Below are 16,665 nucleotides of genomic sequence, written 5' to 3'. Positions count from 1 at the left end.
AACCTAAAAAATATATTAAAACATAAAAAATCCCTTTGCAAAGATAGTGAGCCATTTGTAGTTATAAGCTAATGCTACCTTTTCAAAGGGAGTTTTATCTTGTGTAAAATGACGGTTTAGTATTTGCCGTCTTCTTTAGCAAGAGCGTATTTAAAGGTTACATACCCTGTTTGGTTTTTTTGGTTCTTATAGTCAGTAAGCTGTATTTTAGCAAACTTACCATCGTGCGTTTTTATTTCATACACCCAGTTGTTGTATTTGTAAGTAGGAGCTACAGCACCTTGAGCGTAATCCATAGTAAGCCAACCGTTATCGTGTACTAATGAAGGTTTAATATTTTGTTCTAAGGTTGGTATAAGTCCGTTCACTATTGTTTCTTTTTGTGCATCAGGAAGGTTTTTAAAATTAGGTACTGTTTTCTCAGCAAACTTTTCAGCAGCTTGTTTTAGTATTCCTCCTTTCACCATACTCCAAAAGCCTTCTCCGTGTCCTATTTCAAAAATAGGCGAAGCCGAAATTCTTGATTGACCTGGTTTTCCGCCACCAAAAGAAGAAACATTTAATAGTTTATCAACGGTATAAGAGGCAGTAACCGAAGCAGTAGCTACTTTGCTAAGGTCTGTTTCAGCTGTTTTTACAGCTCCTCCTTGTCCCTTGCCCGAAGTACCGCTATTGGTCTTTACGTGGTAGCGGCTAAAAGCTACATCCCAATTGCTAACGGTAGGCGTAGCGGTCGTTACTTCTACCACTCCTTTTGTCAAAGAGTAGTACACCCACTCTCCATCAGTGTTAGCTTTTAAATTAGCTATTTCTTTAACGTTTCCTGCTTTCACATCAAGGTTTTTGTAACCAAGATAAGGATCAGTAGGGGTTTCAGGTTCATTTTTCTCTTTGTTGCAACCCACAGTTAGCAACGTCATTCCTGCTAATAAAGCAGCGGTAACAAAACGTAACTTCATAATATTTCTTTTAGAATTAATGGCGCAAAGATACAACTTATTTAGAAATACGCAAAATAATTTTAATAATGTTTTTATCCCGCCAATTCCACCCACTTTTCCACTTATTTCCAAAGAGTTTTTAAAAGTATGATTACGCATCCCCCCTTTTGAAAGGGGGGCAGGGGGGAATGTTATCATTTATTCTCCCTCACCAAACGATGAGCGAAGGTTCAGCGAAGGATGAGCGAAGGATAAAAGCCTGTGCGGCTCGCACCGAAGGATAATAATTCAAAATTCATAACTCAAAATTCAAAATTATTTTGTATATTTGCACCGAATATCAATCCATACAATCATACCTCTAAAACTCTAATTTTTAAAACTAATTGATATTATGAACAAATGTTATTGTAATGCCGACTTTTCGGCTGAAGACCTGAAAAACATTATCAAAAATGTGAGAGAGAAAAGCAACGTAGTGGCTCAAAAACAATTTTTGAGTAGCTTTCCACCTTCGGAAATAGCTGCTTTCCACAAAAAGTACCCCAACTACCAAAAAAATCCAATTTATACCTACAAAGGCGAATTGGTAATAAAATATGGGGCTGCCGACTATTATTCGCTACAAAAAGGCACAAAAATTACCGTAGATGCAGGAACTACTCCCGTGTTCTACGTGCAAAACAAAAGCGACTATACCCTGTTTAAAGACAACCTTTTTCATAATAATACCAATGAAAAAATGTCACCACAACCCGATTATGCCGCTTTCGCCAAAGAGCTCAACGCAGCTTTCAGCAAATATGGCATCAATACTTGTGTCAGAAAAATTCACTTTTTGGCTCAGTGTTATTTAGAGACTTTCCGCTTTACTAAGGCTTATGAAGATGCAGGAGCACGTGCCGCTGGCTATAAAGGTGGTGCCGATTTCTTAGGACGAGGACTTATACACCTCACTAATGACTATAACTATTTGGCTTACTACGATGCTGTAAATGATACAGCTCATAGCAAGCTCTATAAAAACAAAATAGGCGAGGGTGTGTATGATTATATCAGTAGAATAAAAAACGATCCTACTCTGAAAAACGATGCCCTCAAATTGGAAAGTGTGATGCAGCAGGTACGACAATTCGCTCCACAATTGGCTACTAATATCCATTATGCCGTAGATTGTGCAGGCTGGTTTTGGAATAAAAACAACTTGAATGCTCTGGCTGATAAAGATGACGTACGAGCTGTAAGTGTTAAAATTAATGGGGGAACGAATGGGCTTCCCGAAAGAGAATATTATACAAAAATTTTTAAAGAAGTGATGAATTTCTCAGCAAATCATCATTAAGACAATGAAAAAAATAGGCTTTATTTTCGCTCTGCTGTTTGTTATAGCTTGTAATAACAACGTTTCTCGCGAAAAAGAACTCGAAAAACTCGCAAAAGAACCTCCTGTAGTAAATTACGAACGTGATTCGGTATATTATTTGATAGATGTAAAAGGCGATGAGCAAAAAGAGGAATTTTTGGTAACACGGCAAATAATGGTAAATGACTCTGTTTTTGGTAGTGCCGAAGATGTAAATAATTGGGAAAGGGCTTGGGAATATTCTCGTACCGAAATGAACCAAGAACCTGATTATCTGTACAAAATCTTTATAAACGAAAATGGTAACTACCAAAAAATTACTGAGTTAGTTTTCAATATTGCCGATATAGCTTACCCTGTGCTAAAACAGGGTGAGTTTACTACTATTTACCAAAATGCTTCTTCGCAATGCAGTCCTGCCAGTCCGCAGTACCTGAAGATTGTTTCGGTTACCAATAGCACTTTAGATACAAAAAATATCAATGTTGCCTATGTAAATGGGCAGTGGCGTGTAGTTTCTACCGAAACACTCAAACATACCGATAAACAACACCCCCAATATTGTATTGATACTACCCATTGCTATGATGTTACCAATGAACGCATACGATGGAATAGTTTTTATGAAGGAGATTGTTATTAAAAACAAAAATATTAAACAAATGAAAAAAAATATAGCCGTAATAATGGGAGGTTTTTCAGGTGAAGCTGAAGTCTCCTTGAAAAGTGGTAGCGTAGTGGCTGCCCATCTCAACAAAGAAAAATACACCCCTTACCTTATCCGTATCGATAAGGTGAGGTGGGTGTATACTGATGAACAAGGAAATGAATACGATATTGATAAAAATGATTTTTCGCTTACTATAAAGGGTGAAAAAATTAAGTTTGCAGCCGTGTTCAATGCTATTCACGGCACCCCTGGTGAAGATGGTTATCTGCAGGCGTATTTCAAGTTGATAGGTTTGCCACTCACAGGTTGCAGTATGTACGCTTCAGCTCTTACGTTTAATAAGCGCGATATGTTGTCGGTACTGAAGCCTTTTGGTATACTTTCTGCACCTTCTTACTATCTCAATAAAGGAGAAGATTACAATACTGCCGATATAGTGGCTAAATTGGGCTTACCTTGTTTTGTGAAAGCCAATAAATCAGGAAGTAGCTTAGGAACGTATAAAGTCTATGACGAAGACAAAATACCAGAGGCTATTGAGAAAGCTTTTCAGGTAGATGATGAAATACTTATAGAAGGATTTTTAAATGGTACCGAAGTATCAATAGGGGTAATTAACTATAAGGGCGAAACAAAGGTGTTACCAATGACCGAAATCATATCCGAAAATGACTTTTTTGATTATGAAGCAAAATATTTAGGTAAATCAAAAGAGATTACACCTGCTCGTCTTTCTCCTGAAATGACTGATAAAATCAACACATTGGCAGAACGCGTATACCGATTGCTAAAAATGGAAGGCTTTAGCCGTAGTGAATTTATTATTGTAGACGATACGCCTTATTTGTTGGAAATGAATACCACCCCTGGGCTTACCGAAACAAGTTTGCTTCCTCAACAAGCTAAAGTAGCGGGCATCAGCTTAGAAGCTTTGTTTGAAAGCGAAATAGAACGAGTAATTAACAAATAACAAAATTACAGATGAGTGCAGTAGTTACCAATATAAACGATTTAGACCTTGTAAACGGCATTTATCGCTATGCCGATTATCTAATGTGGAAATTCCAAGAACGCGTAGAACTGCTAAAAGGAAAAATCTTTAAAATGGCAGCCCCCTCACCCGTACATCAACGTATATCAGGGCTGTTGTTTGTCAAATTTTATGCCTATTTTGAAGGGAAAAAGTGTGAACTATTTCACGCCCCCTTTGATGTACGTATTCCTCGTAAAAATGAAAAAGATGAAGAAATTCTCACAGTGCTGCAACCCGATATTTGTGTAATATGCGACCCCGAAAAAATAGACAGTCGCGGCTGCTTAGGAGCCCCCGATTTAGTAGTTGAGATACTTTCACCAGGTAATTCACAAAAAGAGTTAGACAATAAGTTTCGTATTTATGAAGAAGCTGGAGTTGCCGAATATTGGATAGTAGACCCAGAGCACGAAGCCGTATGGGTTAATGTGCTGAAAGAGGGGCAGTATGTTATTCAAAAACCTGTAGCGATGGGTAAAACCGTAACCTCAGTAAAATTCCCCGATTTAGAAATCAGTACTGCCGAGGTATTCGCTAAAAAGTAATGAATTGTTAGAATAATCATTAATAATTAATCATTGAAAAGAGCATTATTTCCTGGGTCGTTTGACCCTATTACCTTAGGGCATCAAGATATTATCACACGTGCCTTAGATTTATTTGATGAAATTGTTGTCGCTATAGGCGTAAATGGCGATAAAAACTATATGTTCTCCGTAGAACAACGCAAAGAATTTATAGAAAAAGCTTTTGCCGGCGAACCTAAAGTGAAGGTTACTACCTACCAAGGTCTTACAGTAGATTATTGTAAAGAAATTGGAGCTCAGTTTATATTGCGTGGTTTGCGCAATCCAGCCGATTTTGAGTTTGAAAAGGCAATTGCTCACACCAATCGCAAATTGTCCAAAATAGAAACGGTTTTCTTGCTTACAGCAGCTCGTACTTCGTTTATCTCGTCTTCTATAGTGCGCGATGTAATTCGCAACAATGGTGATTATAAAGTATTAGTGCCCGAAAGCGTAAGAGTATAATCCATTAGGGCGAGAAAAAGTAAAAACTATATTTGCATAATTTGGAATTATTTTGTAATTTTGCAATCAATTAAAAATCTTAAAAATAACAACTAACAATGTGTGGTATTGTAGGCTATTTAGGTAAACGTTCTGCCTTTCCTATCATTATAGATGGATTAAAACGTTTGGAATATAGAGGATATGACAGCGCTGGCTTCATATTGAATGCCGAAACTTTTCACGGCGAAAAAACAAAAGGAAAAGTAGCCGATTTGGTAACTAAAGCAGGTAGTAATGTACCTAATTACGGCTGCGGTATGGGGCATACTCGCTGGGCTACTCACGGGGTACCCAACGATGTAAATTCGCACCCGCACCGCTCACAGTCGGGGAAAATCGCTATAGTGCATAATGGTATTATAGAAAACTACGAAAGCATCAAACAAAACCTTATAAAAGAGGGATTTAAGTTTTATTCTGACACCGATACTGAGGTGCTGGTAAACTTTATAGAATACTTCAAAGAAAAACAAAATGTTGATTTAGAAACTGCTGTGCGCTATGCGCTTAGCGAGGTAATTGGTGCTTTTGCTATTGCTGTAATGGAAGAGGGAAAACCTGAAGAAATAGTAGTAGCTCGCTTGGGTAGCCCCTTGGTAATAGGTATTGGTGCTGATGAATTCTTTATAGCTTCAGACGCTACCCCTTTTATTGAATATACACAAAATGCGGTGTATTTGGAGGATGGCGAAATGGCTACTATTCACTTAGAGCGTCCGCTAAAGGTTGTGAAAATTAATAGTAACAAAGAGGTAAATCCTTTTGTACAAGAGCTTAAGCTGAGCCTTGAAGCTATTGAAAAAGGAGGCTACGAACACTTTATGCTGAAAGAAATTTACGAGCAACCTAAATCTATACAAAATACAATGCGCGGGCGCTTATTGCCCGATGGCACTACCAAGCTTTCGGGTATAGATAGACATATAGAAACGTTCTTAAACGCCAAACGTATTATTATAGTGGCGTGTGGTACTTCTTGGCACGCTGGTTTGGTGGGTGAATATTTGTTGGAAGAGTATGCACGTATTCCTGTAGAAGTGGAGTATGCTTCTGAGTTCCGCTACCGCAATCCTATCATTGAGCGCGGCGATATCGTAATTGCTATTTCACAATCAGGTGAAACTGCCGATACATTGGCGGCTTTGAAATTAGCTAAAGAAAAAGGTGCCTTTATTTATGGTATTTGCAATGTGGTGGGCTCATCTATAGCTCGTGTTACCGATTCGGGTACTTATACGCACGCAGGACCTGAAATAGGGGTAGCTTCTACCAAAGCTTTTACTACTCAGCTTACTGTGCTTACGCTTATAGCTTTGCACTTAGGTCATAGGAAAGGTACGCTTAGCAATAAAATGTATCATCAGTTGTGCAACGAGTTGGAACAAATACCTGAATTGATAGAAAGTACATTGAAAGAGGTAAATCCTAAAATAGAAGCAATCGCCGATACTTTCAAAACAGCAACGAATTGTTTGTACTTAGGGCGTGGATTCAACTTCCCTACTGCTTTAGAGGGGGCGTTGAAACTAAAAGAAATATCGTACATTCACGCCGAAGGTTATCCTGCTGCCGAAATGAAGCACGGTCCTATTGCGCTTATTGATGAAAATATGCCTGTTATATTTATTGCGCCTTCTAAAGGACACTATGACAAGGTAGTATCAAATGCACAAGAAATAAAAGCGCGTAAAGGTAGGATTGTAGCGGTGGTAACTAAAGGTGATACCCAAATGGCTGGCTTGGCAAATCACGTAATTGAAATACCCGAAATAAGCGAGGCGCTCACTCCTATATTGGCTTCTATTCCGTTACAATTGTTGTCGTATTATATAGCTATCAAGCGTGGTTGTAATGTAGATCAACCCCGAAATTTAGCAAAATCGGTAACAGTAGAGTAGGGGAGATATGCTAAACATTAATCATTAAACATTAAAAAAAGTGCTTAGAACTGAAAACATTTATAAGAAATATGGTGATTATACTGCCCTGAACGATGTTTCGCTGGAAGTGCCTCGTGGTAGTATATTCGGTTTATTAGGTCCTAATGGTGCGGGTAAGACATCTCTTATCCGCATCATCAACCAAATTGTAATGCCCGATGCAGGGCGTGTGTTCTTTGATGGCGAGCCTTTGCAGCCTAAACATACAGCTCAAATAGGCTATTTACCTGAAGAACGTGGCTTGTATAAAACGATGAAAGTAGGTGAACAAGCACTTTATTTGGCACAACTGAAAGGACTCCCTAAAGAAGAAGCTAAAAAACAACTCAAGTTTTGGTTTGAACGCTTAGAGATAGGCGACTGGTGGAATAAAAAGATACAAGAATTATCTAAAGGAATGGCTCAGAAAATACAATTTATGGTTACGGTGCTTCACCAGCCTAAATTGCTTATTTTTGATGAGCCTTTTAGTGGTTTCGACCCTATCAATGCCAATATTATCAAAGATGAAATACTCTATCTGCGCGATCAGGGGGCTACGGTTATCTTCTCTACTCACCGAATGGAATCAGTAGAGGAACTTTGCGACCATATAGCACTTATCAATAAATCTCAAAAGATATTAGATGGCAAGCTCACCGATATTAAGCGTACTTACAAAAATAACTCCTATGATGTGGGCTTAAAGCTCGCCGATACTCAAAAAACTGCGATATTAGAAGAGCTTAAAACTCATTTTGAGGTGAAAGAAGCACACTTTAAGAGTTTGTATGATGAGCTGAAAATCAATATCAAGAAAAAAGAGACACAAACGGTGAATGAATTGTTGCAGTATTTGACTACAAAAGGAGAAATAACCCATTTTGTGGAGAATATCCCTACTGTTGATGAAATATTTATTTCGGCTTGTGAAACCCACTAATGTTTATGTACTATGAAGTTTTTAAGAATTATTACTCAAAGAGAGTACCTCAATAAAATACGCAATAAATCATTCATTATAATGACATTCGTAAGTCCGCTGATAATGGTAGCTTTTATACTACTTATAGGCTGGCTTGTAAATATAAATAAAAGTGAGGTGAAAAACATTGCTATTATTGATGAAAGTCATATCTTCGCAACTGCTTTTACCAATACCGATGAGGTACACTACCATTATTTGCAAAATACCGACTTGCTAACGGCTAAAAAGGAGGTACTTGAAAAAGGAAACTACGGATTGCTGTACATTCCTCCTAAAAATACTCCTAATTGGTATCAGCAAGTTACTTTTTATACCGAAGAAACACCTGCACTTTCACTTACCAATGCTATGTTATCAGTGCTTGAGAAAACTTTGTTTCAGTATAATCTTACTGAAAAAAATATTAATCAGCAGGAAATAGAAAGTGCTAAAGTGCGAGTATCGTTGCAATTGCAAAACTTTACAGGTGAGAAAACTTCAGAATGGGGCACTTTGGTAAAGTCTATTTTGGGAATGTCGGCAGGTTATCTTATCTTTATGTTTATCATAATGTATGGCAATATGATAATGCGCAGTGTGATAGAGGAGAAGAATAATCGTATTATTGAGATAATTATTTCATCGGTAAAACCCTTTGATTTGATGTTGGGCAAGATATTAGGTACTTCATTGGCAGGGCTCACCCAAGCCTTCATATGGATTGTATTTACAGGTGTATTATTTGCCTTGCTTCCTACATTTTTTGATATGCCTATGACAGGCACTACTACCGAAGCCTTACAATCTCCTGATACTGCTAAAATACAAGAAGTGCTAACGGCTATCTATCAATTCCCGCTATTGGAAACTTTTGTACTTTTTATACTTTTCTTTGTAGGGGGCTACTTGCTGTACAGTTCACTTTATGCAATGATAGGGGCTATGGTAGATAATGAAACTGATACCCAACAGTTTCTCTTGCCTGTAATTACCCCACTGATGTTGGCGGTTTATGTAGGTATGTTCTCGGTAATGGAGCAAACGCACGGTACTGTATCGGTAGTATTTTCGTATATACCTTTCACTTCACCCGTAGTGATGCTGATGCGTATTCCTTTTGGCGTAGCGTGGTGGGAAATACTCATATCACTACTAATACTTTATTTAACCTTCTTTATGGTAATCAAGCTATCAGCTAAAATATATCGTATAGGTATCTTGATGTATGGCAAGAAAGCAAGCTATAAAGAAGTGTGGAAATGGCTTAAAACAAACGGATGATGCAAAATAAAAACCTCTATATCAATAGGGAACTGAGTTGGTTACACTTCAACGGAAGGGTGTTACAAGAGGCAGCCGATGAGCGAGTGCCCCTGCTTGAGCGTTTGCGTTTTGCAGGTATTTTCTCTAATAACTTAGATGAGTTTTTCAAGGTGCGCTACGCTACCGTAAAACGATTGATAAATGACGAAAATGCCAGTAAAGAACTTGGCATACACGCCAAAGAATTACTTGAGGAGATTACCAAAGAGGTAATACAAATGCAGGATAGGAGCTTGCAGATTATTGATAATATTACTAAGAAGTTAGAGAAAGAACAGATATTTATTGTAAATGAACAAACACTTTTGCCTGCTCACGAAGAGTTTGTAAATAATTACTTCTACGATAAGGTACGCCCTGCTTTATTTACGATTATATTGAATGATTTAGATAAATTTCCGCAGCTGAAAGATGATATTGCTTATTTGGCTGTGAAAATGATCCTAAAAGAGGACAATAAAACTTCAGGAGTACAAAAATTCTTCTCTTCAAGAGCTTATAAAGAAAAAATACAATATGCTTTAATTGAGCTTCCTACTACTTTAGACCGTTTTGTAGAGCTTCCTACTCTGGAGGGCAAGCACTACATTATTATGATAGATGATATTATTCGTTTTTGTTTGCACAAAATATTTAATATTTTCAATTATGAGTCGCTTTCTGCTAATATGATAAAAATCACTCGTGATGCCGAGTTGGATATAGATGACGACCTTAGCAAAAGCTTTATAGAGAAAATCTCTACAGGGGTAGAAGATAGGCGTAAAGGTACTCCAGTACGCTTTGTGTACGACAAAATGATAGCTGATGACACCCTGCAATTTCTTTTTGACAAGATGGGAATTGTTAGCAGTGATAGTATTATCCCTGGTGGTAGGTATCATAATAGGCGCGATTATATGAATTTTCCTAGTATGGGGCGTACCGACCTTACCTATGCTCCCATACATCCCCTACCTGTAAAAGGGCTTACTCAAGAGGGAAGTCTTTTGAAAAAAATAGCAGAAAAAGATTATTTGCAATTTACTCCCTATCACACTTTTTCTAATATTGTGTGGTTTTTGCGTGAAGCTGCCCTTGATCCTAAGGTGAAATCGGTGAAGATAACCATTTACCGCTTGGCGAAAAATTCGCAAGTGGTTAATTCACTCATCAATGCGGTGAAAAATGGTAAGAAAGTAACTGTACAAATAGAATTACAAGCTCGTTTTGATGAACAATCTAATATTAAATATGCCGAACAGCTAAAAACTGAAGGGGTAAAGCTTATTTTTGGAGTACGCGGACTAAAAGTGCATACCAAAATATGCGTTATAGAGCGAAAAGAAGGTAAGGACATCAAGCGTTACGGCTTTATCAGTACGGGAAACTTCAACGAAAGTACTGCCAAAGTATATACCGATTATACGCTTTTTACTGCCAATCAGGATATACTCAAAGAAGTGAATAAAGTGTTTAATTTTCTTGAAACAAACTATAATATACAGAAATACAAGCACCTTATCGTATCGCCACACTATACCAAAAAGAATTTAAAACAACTTATAGACGATGAAATTAAGAATGCTAAAGCTGGTAAAAAAGCCTATATAAAGCTGAAAATGAATAATATCACCAACTATAAGATGATAGATAAACTTTATGAGGCGAGTAGGGCAGGAGTGAAAATACAAATGATAGTACGTGGTATTTGCTGCTTAGTACCTGGTATTGAAGGAATGAGTGAAAATATAGAAGTTATTAGTATTGTTGATAAATTCTTAGAGCACCCTCGTTTGTTTATTTTCGCCAATGATGGTAATCCTAAAGTATATATATCATCAGCCGACTGGATGACTCGCAATATTTCTTTTCGTGTGGAAGTAGGCTGCCCTATTTACGATGAAAATATAAAACAAGAGCTTATAGATACTTTTGAAATTAGCTGGGCTGATAATGTGAAAGCTCGTATTATCAATCAGGCTCAAAACAATACTTACAAACATAACAACAAGCCGCTATTACGCTCGCAAGTAGCTCTTTACGATTACTACCTTGCAAAAAATAAAGTTACTGAATAAATGAAAAGACCGCAGATTAAACTCGCACAACACATTATTGAAGCTTGTAAGGCTAAAGAGATAAAGCACATAGTAATATCACCAGGTTCGCGTAATGCTCCTTTAACAATAGGTTTTGCTAATAATACTTATTTCACTTGTTATAGTATAGTAGATGAGCGCAGTGCTGCATTTTTTGCTTTAGGACTAGCCCAACAATTAAATACACCAGTGGCAGTAGTATGCACTTCTGGATCGGCGTTGTTGAACTACTATCCTGCTGTAGCTGAGGCTTTTTATAGTAACATTCCGCTTGTAGTTATCTCGGCTGATCGCCCTTCACACAAAATAGATATAGGCGATGGGCAAACTATTCGTCAGGCAAATGTATTAGCAAACCATACTGTTTATAATGCTAATCTTTCTGATGAAACTTATAGTGATAAAAGTAACTTCTATGAGCTTAATAAAGCACTGAATACGGCTGTAGAACAGCAAGCTCCGGTACATATTAATGCCCCTTTTGAAGAGCCACTTTACCTCACTACTGAAGAGTTATTTCCCTTTGAGAATGTCCCTTCAGAAACTATTACCCCTCATATAAATGAGCAGGCATATAATGATTTTATAACTCGTTGGAATCAGTCCTCTAAAAAAATGGTATTAGTAGGTGTATTAGCACCTAATAGTATAGAAAAAGCTATTGTAGAGCATCTTGCTAATGACCCATCAGTGTTGGTACTTACTGAAACAACGTCCAACCTTTACCATCCTAATTTTGTGCCTTATATAGATAAATTGCTTACTTATACCGAGAAAGACCCTTCGCTGAAAGAAGCTCTACAACCCGATTTGTTGCTTACTTTTGGTGGATTGGTAGTTTCTAAGAAAATAAAGCAATTTTTGCGTACTTATCAGCCACAATACCATTACAATATAGATTTGTACAAGGCATATGATTCTTATTATTGCCTTACTCATTCATTCCCTATTACTGTCAATCAGTTCTTTGCCCAAGCTACACAACAGCTTTTGCAAGTCCCCTCTACGTATCAACAACAATGGCTTGAAGTGCAACAACAAATCACCCAAAAACACTATACATATTTAGCCGAAACGCCTTTTTCAGATTTCAAAGTATATGCTGAAGTGTTTGCAAGCATTCCGAATGATTATGTAGTACAGATAAGTAACAGCTCTGCCATACGTTATGCCCAGCTAATGCCTTCGCAGCCTTCGTGGCGCGTTTACTGCAATCGAGGTACTAGTGGTATTGATGGCAGTACTTCTACGGCTATAGGAGCAGCTGTAGGTAGCCAAAAACCTACATTGCTCATTACTGGCGATTTGAGTTTTTTGTATGACAGCAATGCTTTGTGGAATAAATACATTCCACCCTACTTCCGCATCATTCTTATCAACAATCAAGGAGGCGGAATATTCAGGATATTACCAGGTGATAAAACCGACCCTAATTTTGAATATTATTTTGAAACCCCTCATAATTTAACTGCGGAACATTTTTGCAAGATGTTTGATATTTCTTATCAAAAAGCTACTAATATAGAAGAATTACAAAATAATCTGCAATCTTTCTACCAAAATACTGAGAAACCTAAACTATTAGAACTTACCACCGAAAGAACTCTAAACGATAAAGTTTTGTTAAAATATTTTGAGTTTCTAAAAAAATGATTACTTTTACCCCATAAAACGTAAAACATTATAAAAATATGAGCAAACGTGATGATTTAATTGCTGTCTACACCCAAGATTTAAAAGAAAAATGTGGTGAGGCAAACCCTGATGTTGAGTTCCTAACTAAGGTAACTGTAGGTTTAGGTCCCTCAATTTATAACGATGACGCTTCAAAAGTATCAGGCTCTGACCAAACTGAATTAGACCGTGTGAAACAAAACTTCTTGATTAAGAAATTAGGTCTAACCGATAGTCCTGAATTAGACAAAGCTATTGATGCTGTTATTGAAAAATACGGTAGGTCTAACAGAAACAAACATCGTGCGGTGGTATATTATTTATTAGCTAAACACTTCAAAAAAGAAAGCGTTTACAATAAATAATTTTAAAGGAAAACAACAATAAGCTGTTCATTTTTTGAGCAGCTTATTATTTTTGTATTTTTCTTGTTCTTTGCACTAAACCTTTTCTAACTTTTTATTTATCTGATTTTTATTTTGTACATTTGCCCATTCAATACAAAATAATATGAACAAACAGAAGAAGTTACAACATCATAAGAATATTGCTACAGGCTTATTACTGCTGATGTTATGTATTTATATAACAGTGGTATTTTTACTAAAATCGCACCCTCAACTTTCATTTTTAGGCTATATAAAAGCATTTACCGAAGCCGCTATGGTTGGAGCACTTGCCGACTGGTTTGCTGTAACGGCTCTTTTTAGAAAACCTTTAAATATTAATATTCCGCATACAAACCTCATTGAACAGCGAAAAAAAGACATAGGGGATAACCTCGGAGTATTTGTTGTTGATAACTTCTTAACACCCCAGCAAATACGTCCTTATATTACTAATATTAATATAGCATCTTTTCTTATCAATTGGCTCTCTAATGATAAAAATAAGAGCTTTATTACTGATAATGCTTCACAATTGCTAAAAAAATTGGTAGATAACCATAAAAATACGATAGAAACCCATATTATTAGTCAATTTCCACCAATAATCCCTACTTTTATAGCACAAACTATTGCTAAAAAAGTAACCGAAGGGCTTAATAACTACATTATAACTCTCGCTAACGACCCTACAGAGCTAAATAATACAGTTGAAAAGCTCATACATCAATTAAAAACTAATGAAGCATTGCAACACAAAATGAATAAATGGGTTCAGAAAATGGCTTATCAATTTGTGCTTAAAAATAGAACAGAAGTAAGTACTCTTATTAGTTCAACTATTACTAATTGGGAGGGGAGAGCTCTTAGTGAAAAATTGGAATTGGAAGTGGGTAAAGACCTACAGTTTATTCGTATTAACGGTACTTTAGTAGGAGGTTTGGTGGGGCTGCTAATTTACACGTTCACCCAATTCTTGTAATGGCTATTTACACCTGATTTTTACAAAAACAAAAGCGAACAGAATACCAAATGATGGCTTTTAGCCTCAAATTTTCCTTCAAAAAACTTTGAAAACCTTATAGCTTAATTTAAAAAAAAGCATTACCTTTGCAGCAATAATATAGAAATCAATACAAAATGTCATTAATAAAATCTATTTCAGGAATTCGTGGAACTATAGGAGGTATTCCCGATGAAAATCTAACTCCTATCGATGCTGTTAAATTTGCGGCAGCTTATGGCACTTGGCTTAAAAACCATCGCAGTAAAAAAAACATAAAAGTAGTAATAGGACGTGATGCGCGTTTATCGGGCGAAATGGTACAGAACTTAGTGCAAAATACACTTATAGGGTTGGGTATTAATGTATTGGATGTTGGTTTGAGTACAACCCCTACGGTAGAAGTAGCGGTAACTGTGGAACAAGCTGATGGGGGCATTATTATTACAGCAAGCCATAATCCTAAACAATGGAATGCTCTTAAATTGCTAAATCATTTGGGTGAGTTCCTCAATGCAGAAGAAGGAGAGGAGATATTACAAATAGCTGAAAGCAATGAGATTGTATTTGCTGAGGTAGATGAGTTGGGAAAACTAAGCTATAACGATAGTTACATACAACGCCATATAGATGCGGCACTTTCGCTATTACCGCTTTCAACAATCGAAGCGATTCGCACTAAGAAGTTTAAGATAGTAGTTGATGCCGTTAATTCTACCGGCGGAATTGCTATCCCAATGCTTTTAGAGCGATTAGGGGCTGAAGTAGTGCCTTTGTACTGCGAGCCTACAGGGCATTTTCCTCATAATCCAGAACCTCTTAAAGAACACCTCACCGATATATGCCAGAAAGTAGTTGCCGAAAAAGCTGATTTGGGTATTGTTGTAGACCCCGATGTGGATCGGTTGGCTATTATTACCGAAGAAGGTGAAATGTTTGGCGAGGAATATACTTTGGTAGCTTGTGCTGATTATATACTTAGCAAGCAGCGAGGCGCGGTAGTGTCTAATTTATCTTCATCGCGAGCTTTGCGTGATTTAGCTGAAAAATACAATGTGCCTTATGCAGCAGCTGCTGTAGGCGAAGTGAATGTGGTAGCTAAAATGAAAAAAGTAGACGCTATCATTGGTGGTGAAGGTAATGGAGGAATTATCTATCCTGAGTTGCATTATGGGCGTGATGGTTTAGTAGGTGTAGCACTCTTTTTGGCATTGCTTACTGAAACTAATACTACAGTAAGTGCCTTGCGCAAAACCTATCCTTCGTACTATATGAGCAAGAACAAAATAGAGCTTACACAAGGGCTTGACCCCGAGCATGTCCTACAAGTGATGCAAGAAAAATATGCCTATGAAAAAACAACTACTATTGATGGACTTAAAATAGATTTTCCACATAGCTGGGTACACTTGCGAAAATCTAATACCGAGCCTATCATACGTATTTATACTGAGGCTAAAACACAAGCAGAAGCTGATGAACTTGCCTTGCGCTTTATAGAAGAAATGAAAGCTATTAGCTAATAAGTTTAGTTTTGAAATTTTACATTAAAATAAAAGGAAGATATATAACAAATTATTGGAGAATTTTAAATAATATGAAATATTCAATTACGTTGCTATTGCTATTATTGGCAATAGTGGGAGTGAAAGCACAAACATTAGCTGAACGTATTAATGCTAAAAATGTAACTTTTGTAGATGTACGTACTCCCGAAGAATTTGCTAATGGTACAGTAGAAGGTGCTATCAATATTCCCTTGGAACAGCTTGAAAAGCAGCTCAACCAGCTCAAAGGTAAAGAAAATATAGTACTTTTCTGTAGGCGTGGTATTCGTGCAGGCAAAGCACAAGATATTTTGAAGAAAAACGGAATTGCTGCCGTAAATGGCAAAACAGCAGCTCATATACAATCATTGCAGAAAGTGAATTTAGCCGATGAACTTACCTTTCGCAACGATAGGCAAACTACCTATTTTGTAAAAGATGGTAAGAGTATTAGGCAAGTAGCTGTAGCCTTAGGCGAAGGTGCAATCCTCAAAAAACATACTACCGATGTGCCTGCAACCCTTATTATGGTAAAAGGGGAGGTTCGTTTCCTTATCAATGGTGAAGAAATAATACTTAAAGACCTCGATACTTATCAAATACCTGTAGAAGTAGAACACGAAGTAATAGGTGTACAAAAAGAAAATATATTTATAATAACCAAACAATTAGCTGATTAGAACTT

General features: G+C 37.0%; 15 protein-coding genes. 14 read left to right on the top strand and 1 reads right to left on the bottom strand.

The window, feature by feature from the left end; all coding sequences use genetic code 11:
• Positions 1-116: 116 nt before the first annotated feature.
• Complete coding sequence (locus J4N46_RS09705; protein WP_208059129.1) at positions 117-959, bottom strand: HmuY family protein; 843 nt, start codon at positions 957-959, stop codon at positions 117-119.
• Between the two features lie 376 nt (positions 960-1,335).
• Between J4N46_RS09705 and J4N46_RS09700 the strand changes: the two genes are divergently transcribed.
• From J4N46_RS09700 to J4N46_RS09635, 14 genes are all read left to right on the top strand, one after another.
• Positions 1,336-2,283, top strand: coding sequence for a glycoside hydrolase family 19 protein (locus J4N46_RS09700; protein ID WP_208059128.1), 948 nt, complete (start codon positions 1,336-1,338; stop codon positions 2,281-2,283).
• Between the two features lie 4 nt (positions 2,284-2,287).
• A complete protein-coding gene (locus J4N46_RS09695) occupies positions 2,288-2,947 on the top strand; it encodes a hypothetical protein (protein ID WP_208059127.1) in 660 nt (219 codons plus the stop codon).
• A 19-nt stretch (positions 2,948-2,966) separates the two neighbouring features.
• Complete coding sequence (locus J4N46_RS09690) at positions 2,967-3,944, top strand: D-alanine--D-alanine ligase (protein ID WP_208059126.1); 978 nt, start codon at positions 2,967-2,969, stop codon at positions 3,942-3,944.
• 11 nt (positions 3,945-3,955) lie between these two features.
• The gene (locus J4N46_RS09685) at positions 3,956-4,552 is read left to right on the top strand and encodes a Uma2 family endonuclease (protein WP_208059125.1); all 597 of its coding nucleotides are present in this window, start codon (positions 3,956-3,958) and stop codon (positions 4,550-4,552) included.
• A gap of 33 nt (positions 4,553-4,585) precedes the next feature.
• Positions 4,586-5,038, top strand: coding sequence for a pantetheine-phosphate adenylyltransferase (gene coaD, locus J4N46_RS09680; RefSeq protein WP_009415757.1), 453 nt, complete (start codon positions 4,586-4,588; stop codon positions 5,036-5,038).
• A 98-nt stretch (positions 5,039-5,136) separates the two neighbouring features.
• The gene (gene glmS / locus J4N46_RS09675; protein ID WP_208059124.1) at positions 5,137-6,978 is read left to right on the top strand and encodes a glutamine--fructose-6-phosphate transaminase (isomerizing); all 1,842 of its coding nucleotides are present in this window, start codon (positions 5,137-5,139) and stop codon (positions 6,976-6,978) included.
• A 40-nt stretch (positions 6,979-7,018) separates the two neighbouring features.
• Positions 7,019-7,942 carry an ABC transporter ATP-binding protein gene (locus J4N46_RS09670; protein WP_208059123.1) on the top strand — a complete coding sequence of 308 codons (924 nt, stop codon included), beginning with the start codon at positions 7,019-7,021 and terminating at the stop codon, positions 7,940-7,942.
• 12 nt (positions 7,943-7,954) lie between these two features.
• Positions 7,955-9,247 (top strand): ABC transporter permease, encoded by a 1,293-nt coding sequence (locus J4N46_RS09665; RefSeq protein WP_208059122.1) that lies wholly within the window; start codon positions 7,955-7,957, stop codon positions 9,245-9,247.
• A complete protein-coding gene (gene ppk1 / locus J4N46_RS09660; protein ID WP_208059121.1) occupies positions 9,247-11,349 on the top strand; it encodes a polyphosphate kinase 1 in 2,103 nt (700 codons plus the stop codon). The genes J4N46_RS09665 and ppk1 overlap by 1 nt, the downstream gene beginning before the upstream one ends.
• Positions 11,350-13,023, top strand: a complete 1,674-nt coding sequence (menD, locus tag J4N46_RS09655; RefSeq protein WP_208059120.1) for a 2-succinyl-5-enolpyruvyl-6-hydroxy-3-cyclohexene-1-carboxylic-acid synthase — start codon at positions 11,350-11,352, stop codon at positions 13,021-13,023.
• Positions 13,024-13,061: 38 nt separating this feature from the next.
• Complete coding sequence (locus J4N46_RS09650; RefSeq protein ID WP_009415763.1) at positions 13,062-13,409, top strand: DUF2853 family protein; 348 nt, start codon at positions 13,062-13,064, stop codon at positions 13,407-13,409.
• Between the two features lie 145 nt (positions 13,410-13,554).
• Complete coding sequence (locus J4N46_RS09645; RefSeq protein WP_208059119.1) at positions 13,555-14,412, top strand: DUF445 domain-containing protein; 858 nt, start codon at positions 13,555-13,557, stop codon at positions 14,410-14,412.
• Positions 14,413-14,570: 158 nt separating this feature from the next.
• On the top strand, positions 14,571-15,956 hold the full coding sequence (glmM, locus tag J4N46_RS09640) for a phosphoglucosamine mutase (protein ID WP_208059118.1): 1,386 nt from the start codon (positions 14,571-14,573) through the stop codon (positions 15,954-15,956).
• A 74-nt stretch (positions 15,957-16,030) separates the two neighbouring features.
• Positions 16,031-16,660: a rhodanese-like domain-containing protein gene (locus J4N46_RS09635; RefSeq protein WP_208059117.1), complete on the top strand. Its 630-nt coding sequence runs from the start codon at positions 16,031-16,033 to the stop codon at positions 16,658-16,660.
• The last annotated feature ends 5 nt before the right edge of the window (positions 16,661-16,665 follow it).

This window comes from Capnocytophaga bilenii (assembly GCF_017565765.1).
Classification (GTDB): domain Bacteria; phylum Bacteroidota; class Bacteroidia; order Flavobacteriales; family Flavobacteriaceae; genus Capnocytophaga; species Capnocytophaga bilenii.
This window is presented reverse-complemented; position numbering and strand designations above follow the sequence as displayed.

Coding starts and splice junctions, on each gene's coding strand:
- J4N46_RS09705 (WP_208059129.1), bottom strand. CDS start 959: ATGAAGTTACGTTTTGTTACCGCTGCTTTATTAGCAGGAATGACGTTG.
- J4N46_RS09700 (WP_208059128.1), top strand. CDS start 1,336: ATGAACAAATGTTATTGTAATGCCGACTTTTCGGCTGAAGACCTGAAA.
- J4N46_RS09695 (WP_208059127.1), top strand. CDS start 2,288: ATGAAAAAAATAGGCTTTATTTTCGCTCTGCTGTTTGTTATAGCTTGT.
- J4N46_RS09690 (WP_208059126.1), top strand. CDS start 2,967: ATGAAAAAAAATATAGCCGTAATAATGGGAGGTTTTTCAGGTGAAGCT.
- J4N46_RS09685 (WP_208059125.1), top strand. CDS start 3,956: ATGAGTGCAGTAGTTACCAATATAAACGATTTAGACCTTGTAAACGGC.
- glmS (WP_208059124.1), top strand. CDS start 5,137: ATGTGTGGTATTGTAGGCTATTTAGGTAAACGTTCTGCCTTTCCTATC.
- J4N46_RS09665 (WP_208059122.1), top strand. CDS start 7,955: ATGAAGTTTTTAAGAATTATTACTCAAAGAGAGTACCTCAATAAAATA.
- ppk1 (WP_208059121.1), top strand. CDS start 9,247: ATGCAAAATAAAAACCTCTATATCAATAGGGAACTGAGTTGGTTACAC.
- menD (WP_208059120.1), top strand. CDS start 11,350: ATGAAAAGACCGCAGATTAAACTCGCACAACACATTATTGAAGCTTGT.
- J4N46_RS09650 (WP_009415763.1), top strand. CDS start 13,062: ATGAGCAAACGTGATGATTTAATTGCTGTCTACACCCAAGATTTAAAA.
- J4N46_RS09645 (WP_208059119.1), top strand. CDS start 13,555: ATGAACAAACAGAAGAAGTTACAACATCATAAGAATATTGCTACAGGC.
- glmM (WP_208059118.1), top strand. CDS start 14,571: ATGTCATTAATAAAATCTATTTCAGGAATTCGTGGAACTATAGGAGGT.
- J4N46_RS09635 (WP_208059117.1), top strand. CDS start 16,031: ATGAAATATTCAATTACGTTGCTATTGCTATTATTGGCAATAGTGGGA.